General features: G+C 60.1%; 1 protein-coding gene. It reads right to left on the reverse strand.

Features of this window, described 5'->3' with window-relative positions; all coding sequences use genetic code 11:
• Positions 1-17 precede the first annotated feature (17 nt).
• Entirely contained in the window at positions 18-20,465 is a 20,448-nt protein-coding gene (locus ACJJU9_RS20215; RefSeq protein ID WP_407729381.1) for a BapA/Bap/LapF family large adhesin, read from the reverse strand.
• Positions 20,466-21,152: the final 687 nt, after the last annotated feature.

Consider the following 21,152-nt stretch of genomic DNA (forward strand, 5'->3'; position numbering starts at 1 on the left):
GGCGAAAACGTTGTGGGTTAAACCACGCTGATTCCGTTCTGCACCCACAGTTGGTGGGTTTTATCTTCCTCGCTAGTGTAGATCACGTATTCAAGACCGTTCTCAACCTGAGCCACTCCCGATGACCAATTGCCGGTCAAATGCACACTGTCGTTGTCATCGCCCTGAATCACCAACCGGTCCCCTTCAGGCCCGGTGATGGACACCAGGTCTTCGAGGCTAAGCGTCAGATCAACAGCGCTGACGTGGTTGAGGTCGATGGCATCGATGCCGCTGACCTTGCCAATCAGGCTCGCCAGATTGATCGCAGCATCGCCCCCTTCCCACAGCAACCCATCGGTCCCGGCAACGTTGTCGACGTGAGTGAAATCGGTGTCGGCAACCACCGCATGATCCCCGTGTTCACCCGTGGCATGCCCCTCGGTTGCAGCCACGTGGTCGACGGCGGCGACATGCTCCTCCACGGCCAGTGCGGCGAACGACGTGGCGGTCTTGGCCGGTGCACCCGGGTTGGCATCGTCCCAGACCAGCCCGCGGTCTGGAGAGTCGAGACGGATGTACAGCTCAGCCGTGTCGGAATTGCCTGTTGGCGAGGTGAGTTTGTAGGTGAAGTGATCCACCTGCCCCACGTTGCTCGCCGTCAGGCCGGCATTCGGCGTGTAGGTGTATTTACCATCGGCGAACAGGGTCAACGTTCCGTATGCCCCCGCAACCACCTTGCCCTCGCCCCCGGCATTCACGAACACACCCTTGTCCAGCACACTTATTACCGTGAGCACAGAACCCAGCTTGTCGGGACCGGTCAAGGTACTGGACAGCACATTGCCGGTGGCCGGGGTGACCGTACCCACAACAAACTTGTCCAGGTAAGTGGGCGTAAATTTCTGCTCGATGGACACTTTACTGCCCAGTGAAAGCAAGATGCTGGTCGACGCTGTTACCCGATAAGTGCCCTCACCCAGGTCTTTAAAGGTATGGGATGTAGCTGAGAAGCTCTGTTGTGGTACTGCAGCCCACGCCCCGTTGATGAATTTTTCCAGGGTCAAGGTTGTGCCACCCAACCCCTGCGATCCCGACGAGAATTTCGCAGTAACCGCAATATCGCCCTTGGTATTGGCCTCGATGACGATGGCTCCACCGGCACCGGTTCCTGATCCAGTCAAAGAGATGCCTACTGCCTTCAAATCATAGCCAAAGCCCTGCAACGAAACCTGTGGCCCGACTTCAGGCGACAACTGTATCGCTACAGAACCCACGTCATCATTAGCAACCGGAACAATAACGCCGGGGGCCGAAGGATCGGTTGTGCTCCACGTGAAATTGGAGTCTGCACTATCAATGCGCACATACAAGTTGGCTGTTGAGGAGCCCGCCGCATTGACCAGGTGATACTCAAACGAATCCACCTTGCCAAGATTGGCCGCATTGCCATTCGCCACGTACGAGTAATTGCCGTTGGCAAAGATCGTCAGTTGACCATATTGGCCCTGCAACACGGTCCCGACAGTGGTAGTGCTGGCATCGACAAACTTGCCATCGACCTGAACTTGTACCGTTGCTGGCCCAGCCGTACCCGTAACGTCCGCTTTGCCATTAAAGCCCAGGTCCGTGATCACGTTACCCTGGATCACTGGCCCGGCGTCAGCCGTGAAATCGGTCAGGCTTTGCTCGGTGACACTCAGTTTGGTCGTTGAGCTGGCTCCCACGGAGACCAGTGCCGGGTTCAGATCAAACGTGACGCGATAGTTCCCCGCAGCCAGACCTTCGACTTTCCCGCTGCCGCTAGATCCAAACAGCCCCAGCAAATCGAGCAAGCCGCCACTCAGGGAACCTTGCTGCACAGGCGTCCATCCGCCCTTGCCGTCACTCACTTCCAGCTTAACCTTAACCCCGCCGCCCAATAGCGTGAGCAAATCTCCCTGGCTAGCAGACAGATTCAAGGTGCCTGTTGTACCCGCTTTGACCGTGAACGTCTGCACATCCTGAAGTTTGGCGATAATCGAAATCGGGCCAATCGTCACAGCCGAATTGACCTTCATATCAGCCAACGGATTGTTGGTCGTCACCGGTTTGATCACTATCTCAGCAGTTGCCAGGTCGTTGGAGGCTTTAGGGGTCAGTGTTCCCGGCAGGCCAGGGTCAATCGCCAGATAGGTTGCCGGCTGAGAGACGTTCTGCGCGGCATCCTTGAGGGTGACGTTGAGGGTTTCACCGGTGCTGCGTGGCTGATTCAGGATCACCGTGAAGTTACCTTGCCCGTTGACGGTGCCCGTACCGATGGTCTGCCCCAAGTAGTCTTTAACCGTCACCTGGCTACCCGCTTCACCCTTGCCGCTGAACGTCACGCCATCTGCGTTCAACGCAAGGTCGGTCGCAATGGCCGGTGGCGTGGTGTCGCCTGCAAGCACTGGCGCAGGCACCGAAACGTTGCCTGCTTTGTCGGTCAGGGTGACGGTGAGGCTTTCACCGTTTTTATGCGGCCCAACCAACAGCGCTGTAAACGAACCATTAGCCCCGACAAGGCCGGTACCGATTTGCACACCGGCCGCGTTTTTCACGGTAACGATGCTGCCCACTTCGCCTTTACCGGTGAGCGTCAAACCATCGAGGCTGACTTTAAGCTCAGTCGGCGCCTGCGGTGCCGTGGTATCACCCGCCAGCACAGGCGTCGGCAACGAGACGTTGCCAGCCTTGTCGGTCAGGGTGACGTTGAGGCTTTCACCATTCTTTTGTGCAGGGCTGAGGGTCGCGGTAAACGAACCGTCAGCGCCAACAGTGCCGCTGCCCACGGCCACGCCCGCCGCGTTTTTCACGGTGACGGTACTGCCCGCCTCGCCTTTACCCGTCAGGGTCAGGCCATTGACGCTGACGACCAGGTTGGTTGGCGCCACTGGTGCAGTGGTGTCCCCGGCAACCACTGGCGCGGCCACAGAGACGTTGCCTGCCTTGTCCGTCAGGGTGACGTTGAGCGTCTCGCCATTTTTTTGCGGTGTTAACAGGACGGCGGCAAAGTTGCCGTCGATGCCAACCACTACGGTGCTGATTTGCTGGCCTGCGGCGTTTTTCACGATGACCGTGCTGCCCGCCTCGCCTTTACCCGTCAGCAACAAGCCATCGAGGCTGACTTTAAGGTCCGTCGCAGCAGCCGGTGCGGTGGTATCACCCGCCACAACCGGAGTCGGCAGCGAGACGTTGCCTGCCTTGTCCGTCAGGGTGACGTTCAGGCTCTCGCCATTCTTTTGTGCAGGGCTGAGGGTCGCGGTAAACGAGCCATCCGCCCCGACGACGCCGGTACCGACTTGCGTGCCTGCGGCGTTTTTCACGACAACCGTGCTGCCCGCTTCACCTTTACCCGTGAGCGACAGACCATCCGCGCTCACAGCCAGGGTGTTCGGAGCCGCCGGCGCCGTGGTGTCGCCCGCCGTCACAGTACCCGGCAAGGACACGTTGCCCGCCTTGTCAGTCAGGGTAACGTTGAGGCTCTCGCCATTTTTTTGCGGTGTTAACAGGACGGCGGCAAAGTTGCCGTCGATGCCAACCACAACAGTGCCGATTTGCTGGCCCGCCGCGTTTTTCACGATAACCGTACTGCCCGCCTCGCCTTTACCCGTCAGCAACAAGCCATCGAGGCTGACTTTAAGGTCTGTCGGGGCTGCCGGAGCCGTGGTGTCACCCGCCGTCACGGTGCCCGGCAAGGACACGTTGCCCGCCTTGTCGGTCAGGGTAACGTTCAGGCTTTCGCCATTTTTTTGTGCAGGGCTGAGGGTCGCGGTAAACGAGCCATCCGCCCCGACGACGCCGGTGCCGATTTGCGTACCGGCGGCGTTTTTCACGACGACCGTGCTGCCCGCTTCACCTTTGCCTGTGAGCGACAGACCATCGGCGCTCACAGCCAGGGTGTTCGGAGCCGCCGGCGCCGTGGTGTCGCCCGCCGTCACAGTACCCGGCAAGGACACGTTGCCCGCCTTATCGGTGAGGGTGACGTTAAGGGTCTCGCCATTTTTTTGCGGTGTTAACAGGACGGCGGCAAAGTTGCCGTCGATCCCGACCACCACGGTACTGATTTGCTGGCCTGCGGCGTTTTTCACGATGACCGTGCTACCCGCCTCGCCTTTACCCGTCAGCAACAAGCCATCGAGGCTGACTTTAAGCTCAGTCGGAGCCGCCGGTGCCGTGGTATCACCCGCCGTCACATCACCCGCCACCGACACGTTGCCCGCCTTGTCGGTCAGGGTCACGTTGAGGGTTTCGCCATTTTTCTGTGGAGGGTTCAGGACCGCGCTAAACGAGCCATCAACCCCGACAACACCGGTGCCCACTTGCGCACCTGCGGCGTTTTTCACGGTGACAATGCTGCCTGCTTCACCTTTACCCGTCAGCGCCAGGCCATCGAGGCTGACTTTAAGTTCAGTCGGCGCCGCCGGTGCCGTGGTGTCGCCTGCAATCACTGGCGTGGCCACAGACACGTTGCCTGCCTTGTCGGTCAGGGTAACGTTGAGGGTTTCGCCATTTTTTTGTGGCGAGGTGAGCACGGCGCTAAACGAGCCATCCAGCCCGACGATGCCAGTGCCAATCTGCACGCCTGCGGCGTTTTTCACCGTGACGATGCTGCCCGCTTCGCCTTTACCGGTGAGTGCCAGACCATTGAGGCTCACTGCCAGATCGGTCGGCGCGGCCGGTGCGGTGGTATCGCCCGCCACCACCGGTGCCGCCACCGACACGTTGCCCGCCACATCGGTCTGGGTGACGCTGAGGGTTTCGCCATTTTTTTGTGGCAGCGTGAGGACCGCGGCAAACGAGCCATCCAGCCCGACAAGACCGCCACCGATCACCACACCCGCCGCATTTTTGACCGTTACCGTTGAGCCCGGCTCGCCTTTACCGTTAAGCACCAGACCATCGACGCTCACGGACAGGTTGGTTGGCGCCGCCGGCGCCGTGGTATCACCCGCCAGCACAGGGGCTGGCAGCGAGACGTTACCGGCCTTGTCGGTCAGTGTGACGTTAAGCAACTCGCCATTTTTCTGCGGCGTGTTGAGCGTCGCACTGAACGAACCATCCGCCCCGACAACGCCAGTACCAATGGCCACGCCCGCCGCGTTTTTCACGGTGACGGTGCTGCCCGCTTCGCCCTTACCGGTCAGCGCCAGACCATCAGCGCTGACTTTAAGCTCAGTCGGGGCTGCCGGTGCCGTGGTGTCGCCCGCCACAACCGGGGTGACCACCGACACGTTGCCCGCCTTGTCGGTGAGAGTGACGTTGAGGGTCTCGCCATTTTTTTGCGCTGGCGTGAGGACGGCGGCAAACGAGCCATCTATCCCTACCACAACGGTGCTGATTTGCTGGCCTGCGGCATTTTTTACGATGACCGTACTGCCCGCCTCGCCTTTACCCGTCAGCAACAAGCCATCCAGGCTAACTTTAAGCTCGGTCGGTGCCGCCGGTGCCGTGGTGTCGCCCGCCACAACCGGGGTCGGCAGCGAGACGTTGCCCGCCTTGTCGGTGAGGGTGACGTTGAGGCTTTCGCCATTTTTTTGTGCCGGGCTAAGGGTCGCGGTCAGCGAGCCATCAGTTCCCACGGTGCCGGTACCGACTTGCACACCCGCCGCGTTTTTAACCGTGACGGTGCTGCCTGCTTCGCCTTTGCCGGTCAGGGTCAAGCCATCAGCGCTGACGTTAAGCTCCGTTGGCGCCGCCGGAGCCGTGGTGTCGCCCGCAACAACCGGGGTGGCCACCGAGACGTTACCCGCCTTGTCGGTGAGGGTGACGTTGAGGGTTTCGCCATTTTTTTGCGGGGTATCGAGGATGGCGCTAAACGAGCCATCAACGCCCACCACGCCCGTACCAATGGTCACACCGGCCGCGTTTTTCACGGTGACGATGCTGCCCGCTTCACCTTTACCGGTCAGCAACAAGCCATCAAGGCTGACCGCCAGGCCGGTTGGCGCTGCCGGTGCAGTGGTGTCGCCCGCCACCACGCTGATGGACGGAGACGAAAGGTCCAGGCTATTGGTCAAGGTGACGCCAAGGGTTTCACCGTTCTTTTGCGCAGTGTCGAGGGTGACGGCAAAGTTGCCGTCCACGCCCACAGTGCCCGTACCGATCACCGCGCCCGCAGCGTTTTTGATCGTCACTGACAACCCTGCTTCACCCTTGCCACTCAGGGTCAGGCCATCCAGGCTCACCACCAGGTCGGTTGGGGCTTCCGGTGCCAGGGCGCCCCCCACAATCACAGTGCCGACCGGGGATTCGTTACCCGCCGCATCTTTGAGTTGGACTTCCAGGGTTTGGCCATTGCCTTGAGCCGGGACCAGCACAATCGCAAAGCCGCCATCCGCCCCGACAAACCCTGTACCGACGGTTACCCCACCAAGACCTTTAACGGTCACGGCGGCGCCAGGCTCGCCTTTACCCGTCAACACCAGACCTCCAAGGCTGACTGCCAGGTTGGTCGGAGCATCCGGATTGGTGGTGTCACCGGCAGTGACCGGAGCGGCCAGCGACACGTTGCCGGCCTTGTCGGTCAGGGTGACGTTAAGCAGCTCGCCATTTTTTTGCGGCGAGGTCAGCACCGCGTTAAACGAGCCATCTTCACCCACGGTGCCAGCACCCACTTGCACACCCGCAGCGTTTTTAACGATAACCGTGCTGCCCGCCTCACCTTTACCCGTCAGCGACAAGCCATCAACACTGACTTTAAGCTCGGTAGGCGCCGCCGGTGCGGTGGTATCACCCGCTACTACTGCAGTGCTCACGGACACGTTGCCCGCCTTGTCGGTGAGGGTAACGTTGAGGCTCTCGCCATTTTTTTGTGCCGGGGCCAGGACCGCGATAAACGAGCCATCCAGCCCAACGATGCCGGTGCCGACTTGCACACCTGCGGCGTTTTTCACGATGACGGTGCTGCCCGCCTCGCCTTTACCGGTCAGCGCCAGACCATCGAGGCTGACTTTAAGCTCGGTCGGCGCCGCTGGAGCCGTGGTATCACCCGCTGCCACAACGCCCGGCAAGGACACGTTGCCCGCCTTGTCGGTCAAAGTGACGTTGAGGATTTCGCCATTTTTCTGCGGTGTATCGAGCGTTGCGGTTAACACGCCGTTAGCGTCAACGGTGCCGCTACCCACTTGCACGCCCAGTGCGTTTTTCACAATGACCGTGCTGCCAGCCTCACCCTTACCGGTCAGCGCCAAGCCATCAGCGCTCACTTTAAGCTCGGTAGGCGCCGCCGGTGCGGTGGTATCACCCGCCGTCACGACACCCGCCAAGGACACGTTGCCCGCCTTGTCGGTGAGGGTGACGTTAAGGCTTTCGCCATTGTTTTGTGCCGGGGCCAGGATCACGGTAAACGAGCCATCAAGGCCCACGATGCCGGTGCCAACCTGCACACCTGCTGCGTTTTTCACGATAACGGTGCTGCCCACTTCGCCTTTGCCCGTCAGTGCCAGACCATCGACACGCACGTCAAGGTCAGTCGGCGCCGCTGGTGCCGTGGTGTCGCCCGCCACAACCGGGGTCGGCAGCGAGACGTTCCCCGCCTTATCCGTCAGGGTAACGCTAAGCAGCTCACCATTTTTCTGCGGCGTATCGAGCACCGCGCTAAACGAGCCGTCAGCGTCAACGGTGCCGGTGCCGACTTGCACACCCAGGGCGTTTTTCACAATGACAGTGCTGCCCGCTTCACCTTTACCGGTCAGCGCCAGGCCATCAACACTCACTTTAAGCTCAGTCGGCGCCGCTGGTGCGGTGGTGTCGCTCGCAATCACCGGGGTGACTGCCGACACGTTGCCCGACTTATCGGTCAAGGTGACGTCGAGGGTTTCGCCATTTTTCTGCGGGGTATCAAGGACGGCAGTAAACGAGCCGTCCGCGCCAACAATACCGGTGCCGATTTGCACACCGGCGGCGTTTTTCACGATGACGATGCTGCCCGCTTCGCCTTTACCCGTCAGCGCCAAGCCATCGACACTCACTTTGAGCTCGGTCGGCGCCGCTGGTGCGGTGGTGTCACCGGCAATCACTGGCGTAACTGCCGACACGTTGCCCGACTTGTCCGTCAGGGTGACGTTAAGCAGTTCGCCATTTTTCTGCGGCGTATCGAGCACCGCCGTAAACGAGCCATCAGCGCCAACGGTGCCGGTGCCGACCTGCACACCCAGGGCATTTTTCACGATGACGGTGCTACCCGCTTCGCCTTTACCCGTCAGTGCCAGGCCATCGACACTCACTTTAAGGTCCGTCGGCGCCGCCGGTGCGGTGGTGTCACCCGCAATCACTGGCGTGACCGCCGACACGTTGCCCGCCTTGTCGGTCAAGGTGACGTTGAGGGTTTCGCCATTTTTCTGCGGGGTATCGAGGATCGCGGTAAACGAACCGTCAGGCCCAACGATAGCCGTGCCGATTTGCACGCCCGCGGCGTTTTTCACGGTGACGACACTGCCCGCTTCGCCTTTGCCCGTCAGTTCCAGACCATCAACGCTGACCTTAATCTCAGTCGGCGCTGCCGGTGCGGTGGTGTCGCCTGCAATCACTGGCGTGACTGCCGATACGTTGCCGGCCTTGTCAGTCAGGGTGACGTTCAGGGTTTCGCCATTGGTCTGCGCAGCATCGAGGGTAATTTCGAAACTGCCATCAGCGCCCACAGGCCCGCTGCCTATCACTGCGCCCGCAGCGTCTTTGACCGTCACTGTGCTGCCGACTTCGCCTTTACCGCTCAAGGTCAGGCCATCAACGCTCACTTTAAGCTCAGTCGGCGCACCCGGAGCCGTCGTGTCACCGGCTACCACAGGGGCGACCGCCGACACGTTGCCTGCCTTGTCGGTCAGGGTAACGTTGAGGGTCTCGCCATTTTTCTGCGGGGTATCGAGGATCGCGGTGAACGAGCCGTCAGGGCCCACAATGCCGGTGCCGATTTGCACGCCCGCCGCGTTTTTCACGGTGACCACACTGCCCGCCTCACCTTTACCGGTCAGTTCCAGGCCATCGAGACTCACTTTCAGCTCAGTCGGCGCGTCGGGTGCCGTGGTATCACCCGCTATTACCGGGGTCGCCGCCGACACGTTGCCTGCCTTGTCAGTCAGGGTAACGTTGAGGGTCTCGCCATTTTTCTGCGCCGTGTTGAGGGTGACGGCAAAAGTACCGTCAGCGCCTACAACACCCGTGCCGATTTGCACACCCAAGGCGTTTTTAACGATCACCGTGCTGCCCACCTCACCTTTACCGTCCAGGGTCAGGCCATCCGCGCTGACTTTAAGCTCGGTTGGGGCTGCAGGTGCCGTGGTGTCGCTCGCTGTCACCGGGGTAGACGCCGACACGTTACCGGCCTTGTCAGTCAGGGTGACGTTGAGGGTCTCGCCATTTTTCTGCGGGGTATCGAGGATCGCGGTAAACGCGCCGTCAGCGTCAACGATGCCAGTACCGATTTGCGCACCGGCCGCATTTTTCACGATGACAGTGCTGCCTGCTTCACCTTTACCGCTCAGGGTCAGGCCATCCGCGCTGACCGCCAGCTCAGTCGGTGCCACTGGCGCGGTGGTATCGCCGGCGATAACAGGCGTCACCACCGACACGTTGCCGGTTTTGTCTGTCAGCGTGACGTTAAGGGTTTCGCCATTGGTTTGTGCGGTGTTGAGGGTGATGGCAAAGGAGCCATCCAGCGCCACAGATCCGCTGCCGATCACAGCGCCTGCGGCATTTTTAACGGTGACGGTTGATCCCGGCTCACCTTTACCATTCAAGGTCAGGCCATCAACGCTGACGGCCAGTTCTGTCGGGGCATCAGGCGCCGTTGTATCGCCCGCCACCACGCTGACGGAAGGTGAGGTCAACCCACCGACGCTGCTCAGGGTGACGCCCAGGGTTTCGCCGTTGGTTTGAGCGGTGTCCAGCGCCACGCTGAAGTTACCGTCAAGGCCCACGACCCCGCTGCCGATCACCACACCCGCTGCCGTTTTGACGGTGACGATGGCGCCAGGCTCGCCCTTGCCATCCAGTACCAGGCCATCAACGCTCACGCTCAGGTCAGTTGGCGCATCCGGTGCGACGGCATCACCGACAACCACAGGGCTGGCGGTCGAAATGTTGCCGGCCTTGTCGGTCAGGGTGACTTGAAGCGTAGAGCCATTGCTTTGGCCCGGGTCAAGAGCCACCTCAAAATTGCCGCCCGCGCCGACGACGCCCGTACCGACTTGCACGCCCGCAGCGTCTTTGACGATCACGGTGCTGCCGACTTCGCCCTTACCGGTAAGGATCAGACCATTGCCGCTCACTGCCAGGTTGGTCGGGGCATCAGGCGCTGTGGTATCGACCGCAATCACTGGCGTGACCACCGACACATTGCCCGCCTTGTCGGTCAGGGTGACGTTGAGGGCCTCGCCATTCTTTTGCGCACTGTCGAGGACGATTTCAAAGCTACCATCAGCCCCGACAGGTCCGGAACCTATCACGGTGCCATCGGCTGCTTTGACCGTGACGGTGCTGCCCGCTTCGCCTTTACCGGTGAGGGTCAGGCCATCAATGCTCACTTTAAGCTCTGTCGGGGCATCAGGTGCTGTGGTGTCGCCCGCAACCACTGGCGTGATCGCTGAAACGTTGCCCGCCTTGTCGGTCAGGGTAACGTTGAGGGTTTCGCCATTGGCTTGCGCAGTATCTAGGGTGATTTCAAAGCTGCCATCAGCGCCTACTGGCCCGCTGCCAATCACTGCGCCCGCGGCGTCTTTAACCGTCACCGTGCTGCCGACTTCGCCTTTACCGCTCAGGGTCAGGCCATCAACGCTCACTGCAAGTTCTGTCGGGGCATCAGGTGCCGTGGTATCGCCTGCAATCACTGGCGTGACCGCCGAGATGTTGCCCGCCTTGTCGGTCAGGGTGACATTGAGAGTTTCGCCATTAATTTGCGCGGCATCGAGGGCTATTTCGAAACTGCCATCAGCGCCCACAGGTCCGCTGCCAATGACCACGCCCGCGGCGTCTTTGACCGTCACTGTGCTGCCAACTTCGCCTTTACCGGTCAGTGTCAGGCCATCAACGCTCACTGCAAGCTCTGTTGGGGCATCAGGTGCGGTGGTATCGCCCGCTATGACTGGCGTGACTGCCGAGACGTTGCCCGCCTTGTCGGTCAGGGTGACGTTGAGGGTTTCGCCATTGGTTTGTGCAGTGTCGAGGGTAATTTCAAAGCTGCCGTCAGCGCCCACAGGCCCGCTGCCAATGACCGCGCCCGCTGCGTCTTTAACCGTCACCGTGCTGCCGACTTCGCCTTTACCGCTCAGCGTCAGGCCATCAACGCTGACCGCCAAATCAGTTGGCGTCGAAGGTGCTGTGGTGTCCCCCGCAACCACAGGCGTTACCGCAGAAATGTTGCCTGCCTTGTCAGTCAGGGTGACGTTGAGGGTTTCGCCATTTTTTTGCGCACTGTCGAGGGTGATTTCGAAACTGCCATCAGCGCCCACAGCCCCGGAGCCAATCACCGCGCCCGCGGCGTCTTTGACCGTCACTGTGCTGCCAACTTCGCCTTTACCGCTCAGCGTCAGGCCATCAACGCTCACTGCAAGCTCTGTCGGGGCATCAGGTGCCGTGGTATCGCCCGCTATTACTGGCGTGACTGCCGAGACGTTGCCCGCCTTATCGGTCAGGGTGACGTTCAGGGTTTCGCCATTGGTTTGTGCCGTGTCGAGCGCGATGGTGAAGGTGCCGTCAGCCTCTACCGGCCCGGAACCAATCACTGCGCCCGTTGCGTCTTTAACAGTGACCGTGCTGCCGACTTCACCTTTACCGCTCAGCGTCAGGCCATCAACGCTCACCGCAAGCTCTGTCGGGGCATCAGGTGCCGTGGTGTCGTCCGCAATCACTGGCGTGACTGCCGACACGTTGCCCGACTTGTCGGTCAGCGTGACGTTGAGGGTCTCGCCATTTTTTTGCGCCGTGTCGAGTGTGATGGTGAAGCTGCCATCAGCCGCTACCGGCCCGGTGCCGATCACCGCGCCCGTTGCGTCTTTCACAGTCACCGTGCTGCCCGCCTCGCCTTTACCGGTCAGCGCCAGACCATCGGCGCTCACCACCAGGTCAGCCGGGGCATCAGGCGCCGTGGTATCGCCCGCCACCACGCTGATCGATGGCGAAGTCAGGCCACCAGCATTGGCCAAGGTGACGCCCAGGGTTTCGCCGTTGGTTTGCGCTTTGTCGAGAGTTACTTCGAAGCTGCCATCAGCACCGACAACCCCGGTGCCGATTGGCAAGCCAGCCGCATCTTTGACAGTAACGGTGCTGCCAATCTCGCCTTTCCCGGTCACTGTCAGACCATCGACACTCACTGCCAGATCGGTTGGCGCATCAGGCGCTACCGCGATACCGACCACCACTGGGGTAATCGGCGAGATGTTGCCTGCCTTGTCGGTCAAGGTGACATCAAGGATGGCGCCATTGCCCTGCGCGTCTTTAAGGATGACTTCAAAACTGCCATCAGCCCCCACCACACCCGTGCCTACCGACAGACCGGCCGAGTCTTTGACAGTGACTGTGCTGCCGACCTCACCTTTACCGGTGAGCGTCAGACCATCCGCGCTCACGGCAATGTTGGTTGGGGCATCAGGTGCGGTGGTATCGCCCGCAACAACCGGAGCGGAAACCGACACATTGCCAGCTTTGTCGGTCAGGGTAACGTTAAGGGTCTCGCCATTTTTTTGCGCACTGTCTAGGACGATTTCGAAACTGCCATCAGCGCCCACAGGTCCAGAGCCAATCACTGTGCCATCGGCTGCTTTGACCGTGACGGTGCTGCCCGCTTCGCCTTTACCCGTCAGCGTCAGGCCATCAGCGCTCACCGCAAGTTCAGTCGGCGTGTCAGGTGCGGTCGTGTCGCCTGCAATCACAGGCGTGATTTGCGAAACGTTGCCCGCCTTGTCGGTCAGCGTAACGTTGAGGGTCTCGCCATTGGTTTGTGCCGAATCGAGGGTGATTTCGAAACTGCCATCAGCGCCCACAGGCCCGGAGCCAATCACCGCGCCCGCTGCATCTTTGACCGTCACTGTGCTGCCGACTTCACCTTTACCGCTCAGGGTCAGGCCATCAACGCTCACCGCAAGCTCTGTCGGGGCATCAGGTGCCGTGGTGTCGCCCGCAATCACTGGCGTGACCGCCGAGATGTTGCCCGCCTTGTCGGTCAGGGTGACGTTGAGGGTTTCGCCGTTGGTTTGCGCAGCATCGAGGGTGATTTCGAAACTGCCATCAGCCCCAACCGGTCCGGAACCAATCACTGCGCCCGCTGCATCTTTGACCGTAACGGTGCTGCCCGTTTCGCCTTTACCGGTCAGGGTCAGGCCATCAATGCTGACCGCCAAATCAGTTGGCGCCGCAGGTGCTGTGGTGTCGCCAGCAACCACTGGCGTGATCGCTGAGACGTTGCCTGCCTTGTCAGTCAGCGTGACGTTAAGGGTTTCGCCATTGGTTTGCGCAGCATCGAGAGTGATTTCGAAACTGCCATCAGCGCCCACAGGCCCGGAGCCAATCACCGCGCCCGCTGCGTCTTTAACCGTCACCGTGCTGCCGATTTCGCCTTTGCCGCTCAGCGTCAGGCCATCAACGCTCACCGCAAGCTCAGTCGGTGCATCAGGTGCCGTGGTATCGCCTGCAATCACTGGCGTGACCGCCGAGATGTTGCCCGCCTTGTCGGTCAGGGTGACGTTGAGGGTTTCGCCATTGGTTTGTGCGCTGTCGAGAGTAATTGAGAAGTTGCCATCAGCCCCGACAGGCCCGGTACCAATCACTATGCCCGCCGCGTCTTTGATGGTGACCGTGCTACCCGCTTCACCTTTACCAGTCAGCGCCAGACCATCCGCGCTCACCACCAGGTCAGTCGGGGCATCTGGCGCCGTGGTGTCGCCTGCCACCACGCTGATCGATGGCGAGGTCAGGCCACCGGCATTGGTCAACGTCACACCCAGGGATTCGCCGTTGGTTTGCGCGGTGTCCAGAGTGACCGAGAAATTACCGTCAGCATCGACAACCCCGGTACCAATCACGTTACCAGCCGGGCCTTTCACCGTCACGGTGCTGCCAATCTCGCCTTTACCGGTCACTGTCAGACCGTCTGCGCTCACCACCAGACCGGTTGGCGCCTCAGGTGCTACAGCCTCACCGACCAGCACAGGCGTCGGGTCAGAGATGTTGCCAGCCTTGTCAGTCAAGGTGACGTCAAGGACGGTGCCATTACCTTGCGCGGCGTCGAGGGTGACTTCAAAACTGCCGTCAGCCCCCACTACCGCCGTACCCACTGGGTCACCGGCAGCGTTTTTGACGATGACCGTGCTGCCCGCCTCACCTTTACCGGTGAGGGTCAGGCCGTCCGCGCTCACCGCGATATTGGTCGGCGCATCAGGAGCCGTGGTGTCGCCCGCGACCACGCTGCCGACTTGCGAAACGTTGCCCGCCGCGTCGGTCAGAGTAACGTTGAGGGTTTCACCGTTGGTTTGCGCGCTGTCGAGGGTGATAGAGAAATTGCCATCAGCGTCCACAACCCCGACGCCGATTTGCCCACCGGCTGCGTTTTTGACGATGACCGTGCTGTTGATTTCACCTTTACCGGTGAGGGTCAGGCCATCAGCGCTGACCGCCAAACCAGTTGGCGCGGCAGGGGCCGTTGTATCGCCCGCAATCACAGGCGTGGCTGCCGAGACGTTGCCTGCCTTATCGGTCAGGGTGACGTCCAGAGTTTGGCCATTGGTCTGCGCCGCATCCAGAGTGATTTCGAAGCTGCCATCAGCCCCGACAGGCCCGGAACCAATCACCGCGCCCTCCGCGTTTTTGACGGTAACGGTGCTGCCCACTTCACCTTTACCGGTGAGGGTCAGGCCATCGGCGCTGAGAACCAAGCCGGTTGGTGCTTCAGGTGCAGTGGTGTCGCCGGCAACCACGCTGCCAACTTGCGAGATGTTGCCCGCTTTGTCGGTCAAGGTGACGTTAAGGGTTTCGCCGTTGGTTTGAGCAGCATCCAGGATGATTTCGAAGCTGCCATCAGCCCCGACAACCCCAGCACCGATTTGCAAGCCTTCCGCATCTTTGACGATAACGGTGCTGCCGATTTCGCCTTTACCGGTCAAGGTCAGACCATCAGGGCTTACCGCCAGCTCAGTTGGAGCCGCTGGCGCTGTGGTGTCACCTGCAATCACACTGCCACCCGCAGAGACATTGCCAGCCGCATCGGTCTGGGTGACCGCCAGTGTTTCGCCGTTGGTTTGTGCGGGGTCGAGAGTGATTTCGAAGCTGCCGTCAGCGGCGACTGGGCCGGAGCCGATCAAATTGCCTGCCGCATCCTTCACGGTGACGGTGCTGCCAACTTCGCCTTTACCGCTCAGGGTCAGGCCATCTGCGCTAACACCCAAGCCGGTCGGGGCTTCAGGTGCAGTGGTGTCGCCTGCTACCACGCTGCCAACTTGCGAGATGTTGCCCGCTTTGTCGGTCAGGGTGACGTTAAGGGTTTCGCCGTTGGTTTGCGCGCTGTCAAGGGTGATCGAGAAATTACCCTCAGCGTCCACAACGCCTGCGCCGATTTGTAAGCCCGCCGCGTCTTTGACGATAACTGTGCTGCCCGGCTCGCCTTTGCCCGTCAGCGCCAGACCATCGTCGCTAACGGCCAAATTAGTTGGTGCTTCAGGAGCAGTCGTATCGCCTGCAATCACGCTGATCGATGGCGAAGTCAGGCCACCGGCATTGGTCAAAGTGACGCCCAGGGTTTCGCCGTTGGTTTGGGCTTTGTCGAGCTTTATTTCGAAGCTGCCATCAGCACCGACAACCCCGGTGCCGATTGGCAAGCCAGCCGCATCTTTGACGATTACGGTGCTGCCAACCTCGCCTTTGCCGGTCACTGTCAGGCCATCTGCGCTGACAACCAGACCGGTTGGCGCCTCAGGTGCTACAGCTTCACCGACCACCACCGGGGTGGCTGTCGAAATATTTCCGGCTTTGTCAGTCAGCGTCACTTCAAGGGTAGTGCCATTGCCTTGAGCTGCATCCAGAGTGACTTCGAAGCTGCCATCAGCACCCACAACCGCCGTACCGACCTGCTCACCCGCTGCGTTTTTAATAATAACTGTGCTGCCCGCTTCACCTTTACCGGTGAGCGTCAGGCCATCGGCACTCACAGCGATATTGGTTGGCGCATCAGGAGCCGTGGTGTCGCCTGCTACCACGTTGCCAGCTTGAGAAACGTTACCCGCCTTGTCGGTCAGGGTGACGCCCAGGGTTTCGCCGTTGGTTTGTGCTTTGTCGAGAATGATGGAGAAATTGCCATCCGCATCCACAACGCCGTTGCCGATCTCCAAACCTGCCGCGTCTTTAATGATAACCGTGCTGCCGACTTCGCCCTTACCGGTGAGGGTCAAGCCATCAGCGCTTACCGCCAAACCGGTTGGTGCTTCAGGTGCGGTGGTATCGCCTGCAATCACGCTGATCGATGGCGAAGTCAGGCCACCGGCATTGGTCAAAGTGACGCCCAGTGTTTCGCCGTTGGTTTGTGCGGTGCCTAGGGTCACGTCAAAGTTGCCGTCATCACCGACGGTGCCGGTGCCGATCACATTGCCCGCAGAGTCTTTGATCGTCACGGTGGAGCCCGGCTCGCCTTTACCGGTAACCGACAGGCCGTCAGCGCTGACAACCAGACCGGTTGGCGCCTCAGGCGCTACAGCTTCACCCACAACTACTGGCGTGGCTGTCGATACGTTGCCGGCCTTGTCAGTCAAGGTAACTTCAAGGGTGGTGCCATTACCTTGGGCTGCATCGAGGGTGACTTCGAAACTGCCATCAGCCCCCACGACCGCCGTACCGACTTGCTCACCGGCTGCGTTTTTAACGATAACCGTGCTGCCCGCTTCACCTTTACCGGTGAGGGTCAGGCCGTCGGCGCTCACCGCGATATTGGTTGGCGCATCTGGCGCGGTGGTGTCGCCTGCTACCACGCTACCGACTTGCGAGATGTTGCCCGCTTTGTCGGTCAGGGTGACGCCCAGGGTTTCGCCGTTGGTTTGTGCTTTGTCGAGAATGATGGAGAAATTGCCATCCGCATCCACAACGCCGTTGCCGATCTCCAAACCTGCCGCGTCTTTGACGATAACGGTGCTGCCAACTTCGCCCTTACCAGTCAAAGTCAGGCCATCAGCGCTTACCGCCAAACCGGTTGGTGCTTCAGGTGCGGTGGTATCACCCGACACCACACTGCCACCCACCGAGACATTGCCAGCCGCATCGGTCTGGGTAACCGCCAGTGTTTCGCCATTGGTTTGCGCGGGATCGAGAGTGATTTCGAAGCTGCCATCGGCGCCCACAGGGCCAGAGCCAATAACATTACCCGCTGCGTCTTTTACGGTGACGGTGCTGCCAACTTCGCCTTTACCGCTCAAGGTCAGGCCATCTGCGCTAACACCCAAGCCGGTCGGGGCTTCAGGGGCAGTGGTGTCGCCCGCTACCACACTGCCAACTTGCGAGATATTGCCCGCTTTGTCGGTCAGGGTGACGTTAAGGGTTTGGCCGTTGGTTTGCGCGCTATCGAGGATGATCGAGAAATTACCCTCAGCGTCCACAACGCCTGCGCCGATTTGTAAGCCCGCCGCGTCTTTGACGATAACTGTGCTGCCCGCCTCGCCTTTACCCGTCAGCGCCAGACCATCGTCGCTCACAGCCAAATTAGTTGGCGCTTCAGGTGCGGTGGTGTCGCCCGCGATCACGCTGATCGATGGCGAAGTCAGGCCACCAGGATTAGTCAGGGTCACGCCCAGGGTTTCACCGTTGGTTTGTGCGGTGCCCAGGGTCACGTCAAAGTTGCCGTCATCACCGACGGTGCCGGTGCCGATCACATTGCCCGCAGAGTCTTTGATCGTCACGGTGGAGCCCGGCTCGCCTTTACCGGTCACCGACAGGCCGTCAGCGCTGACAACCAGACCGGTTGGCGCCTCAGGCGCTACAGCTTCACCCACAACTACAGGCGTCGCCGTCGAGATGTTGCCGGCCTTGTCAGTCAAGGTCACTTCAAGGGTGGTGCCATTGCCTTGGGCTGCATCGAGGGTGACTTCGAAACTGCCATCAGCCCCCACGACCGCCGTACCGACCTGCTCGACGTCGGCGTTTTTAACGATAACCGTGCTGCCCGCTTCACCCTTACCGGTAAGGGTCAGGCCATCGGCGCTGACAGCAATATTGGTTGGCGCATCTGGCGCCGTGGTGTCGCCTGCTACCACGCTGCCAGCTTGAGAAACGTTACCCGCCTTGTCGGTCAGGGTGACGCCCAAAGTTTCGCCGTTGGTTTGAGCTGTTTCTAGGGTGATCGAGAAGGTGCCATCTGCACCGACTGTCCCAGTGCCAATCACGTTGCCCGTCGGACCTTTAATGGTGATGGTTGAACCCGGCTCACCTTTACCACTCAGCACCAGACCATCGTCGCTCACAGCCAGATTGGTCGGAGCATCTGGAGCAGTAGTGTCGCCCGCGATCACGCTGATCGATGGCGAAGTCAGCCCACCAGGGCTGGTCAGGGTCACGCCCAGGGTTTCACCGTTGTTTTGCGCAGTGCCCAGGGTGACGTCAAAGTTACCGTCATTTCCAACAGTGCCGGTGCCGATCACATTGCCCGCAGAGTCTTTGATCGTCACGGTGGAGCCCGGCTCACCTTTACCGGTCACCGACAGGCCGTCAGCGCTGACAACCAGACCAGTCGGCGCCTCAGGCGCAACCGCTTCACCGACGACCACAGGCGTAGCTGTCGAGATGTTGCCGGCCTTGTCAGTCAAGGTCACTTCAAGGGTGGTGCCATTGCCTTGGGCTGCGTCGAGGGTGACTTCGAAGCTGCCATCAGCCCCCACGACCGACGTACCGACTTGCTCCCCGGCCGCGTTTTTAACGATAACCGTGCTGCCCGCTTCACCTTTACCTGTAAGGGTCAGGCCATCGGCGCTGACAGCAATATTGGTTGGCGCATCTGGCGCGGTGGTGTCGGTGTACACAACGCTGCTGACTGGCGATACCTGGCCTTTGCTGTCAGTCAATGTGACATCCACGCTGGCGCCGCTGATCAGGGCCGTGTCGAAAGACAGGTTGAAATTGCCATCGGCATCCACCGTTCCGCTGCCGATAATATTGCCCGCCGCATCCTTGACCGTAATCTTGTTATTGGCCTGCCCCTTGCCGCTGATCGAAAGGCCGTTCTGGCTGACGACCAAGTCAGTGGCCGCGAGCGGTTGGCCTCCTGAGCCCAAATCGGTGTCAGTCACAATAAATTTGCCTGGCAACGATTCGTTCTGAGCCGCGTCAGTCAGCGTGGTGTTCAACTGCTGACCCACGCTTTGCGGTGAGGTCAGTGTGATCAAGAAATTGCCGTCGGCACCGACAGTGCCACTGCCCACCACATTGTTGGCGGAGTCCTTGACCGTAACGTGGGAACCCGGCTCACCTTTACCGCTGAATGTCACACCGTCTGTGGCCAAAAACAGACTGGTGGGTGCATCAGGAGCGGTGGTGTCAGGCGCCACCACGCTGCCGACCGGCGACTGGTTGCCCGCCGGGTCGGTCAAGGTGACATCAAGGGTTTGACCGTTATTTTGCGGGGTGCCCAGGTTAATGTCGAAATTACCGTCAGCCCCTACGGTGCCCGAACCGATCACATTGCCCGCAGAATCTTTAACCGTCACCGTCGAGCCAGGCTCGCCCTTGCCGCTGATGGTTTGGCCATCCGGGCTGACCGTCAGGCCGGTCGGGGCCTCTGGAGCGGTGGTGTCAGGCGCCACCACGCTACCGACCGGGGACTGGTTACCCGACGGATCGGTCAAGGTTACGTCGAGTTTTTCGCCGTTGGTCTTGGACGAGTCCAGGGGCACCTTGAAATTGCCATCAGCCCCGACCGTGCCGGTGCCGACCACGTTACCGGCCGCATCCTTGATCGTCACTTTGGAACCGGCCTCGCCCTTGCCGATAACGCTCAGGCCATCGCTGCTCACCGAAATACCGGTTGGAGCACCGGGCGCTGCGGTATCGCCATCACCGCCATGATGGCCGCCGCCACCGCCACCACCGCTCAACGCAGCCGCCGCGCCACCTACCGCCAGAAGGCCAAGCCCCCACAAGACCCAGTTAGGAATGTCGGCACTGCCGCCAGCCGCGGCCAGTGTCAGGTCGTCAAGGCTGGAAATCTGGGTGAAGGTAAAGCCGGAGTAAGGTGAAGAATACTGACCCAAGAGCAGCGTTCCATTACTGCCTTCAAGCACCAGTTGGTTAGTGGCTCCGTCGCTGCCCGTCACAAAGAAGTTCTGGATCGTAACGGTCTCACCGGACTTGAGTGTAATAACCAGATTATTGCCGGACTGTTGATAAGACTGAACACTCTCCTGGCCGAAGGGCAGTTTTACAATGCTCGTGCCTTTAAGGCTGAGCGAACCCAACGCCTGTTCCGACTTAGCCCCTGATGCCTTGTCAACAATCACAATATTCTTCATCTCACACCTACTTTATTCATTCGATAAATAAAGGGACTCGCCACTGCACTAAATGCAGGGCGCAAGTATCCCCGGCGGCGCAATTAACAACCGTTATTCGATAATGGGGTCGTGCTATTGAACGACTGTTTGGCGTAAGGTTTCAGCCCACGCCTGTTTCGTCACGTCCGTTCAGACGCCTTGCTCTGCCACTGCCAAACACCGCCAGCGGGCGATGAAGCGCTGAGTCCAAGACTGAAAAGGTCTGTGAAATACGAAGGGAAACTACAGGGCAAACGCGGGCGACCGGGCTTTGTGCCGGGCCGGGCTGGCCACGAGAAGGCAGGTTCTCGATTGACAGCAGCTGGACATACGCTCTACGAATCCATTCGTTAACCATGGTGAACACACCCAGACAACGCGTAATAATTAAAACCGTCAGGTGGACGACTTCCAAGTTCTATGCCAATACAGCTCTGGCAATGCAGGGACAATACTAGCCATACAGCCGACAATTTCAAAACAGGCTAATTCCCTCTTTTGCACCCGATGAGTGCACGCACATTCAACGCGTATTCAATCACCCGCCACTGACAATCCATGTCACATCAACGCACACGGCATGATAATAAAACGCACAGCGCGTGATAACGGAATACGCACTCAATGCGTTATTCAGAACTTTTTATTTTTTTATAAAAAAAAATA

It is taken from the genome of Pseudomonas helleri, assembly GCF_045830615.1.
In the GTDB taxonomy this organism is placed as follows: domain Bacteria; phylum Pseudomonadota; class Gammaproteobacteria; order Pseudomonadales; family Pseudomonadaceae; genus Aquipseudomonas; species Aquipseudomonas helleri.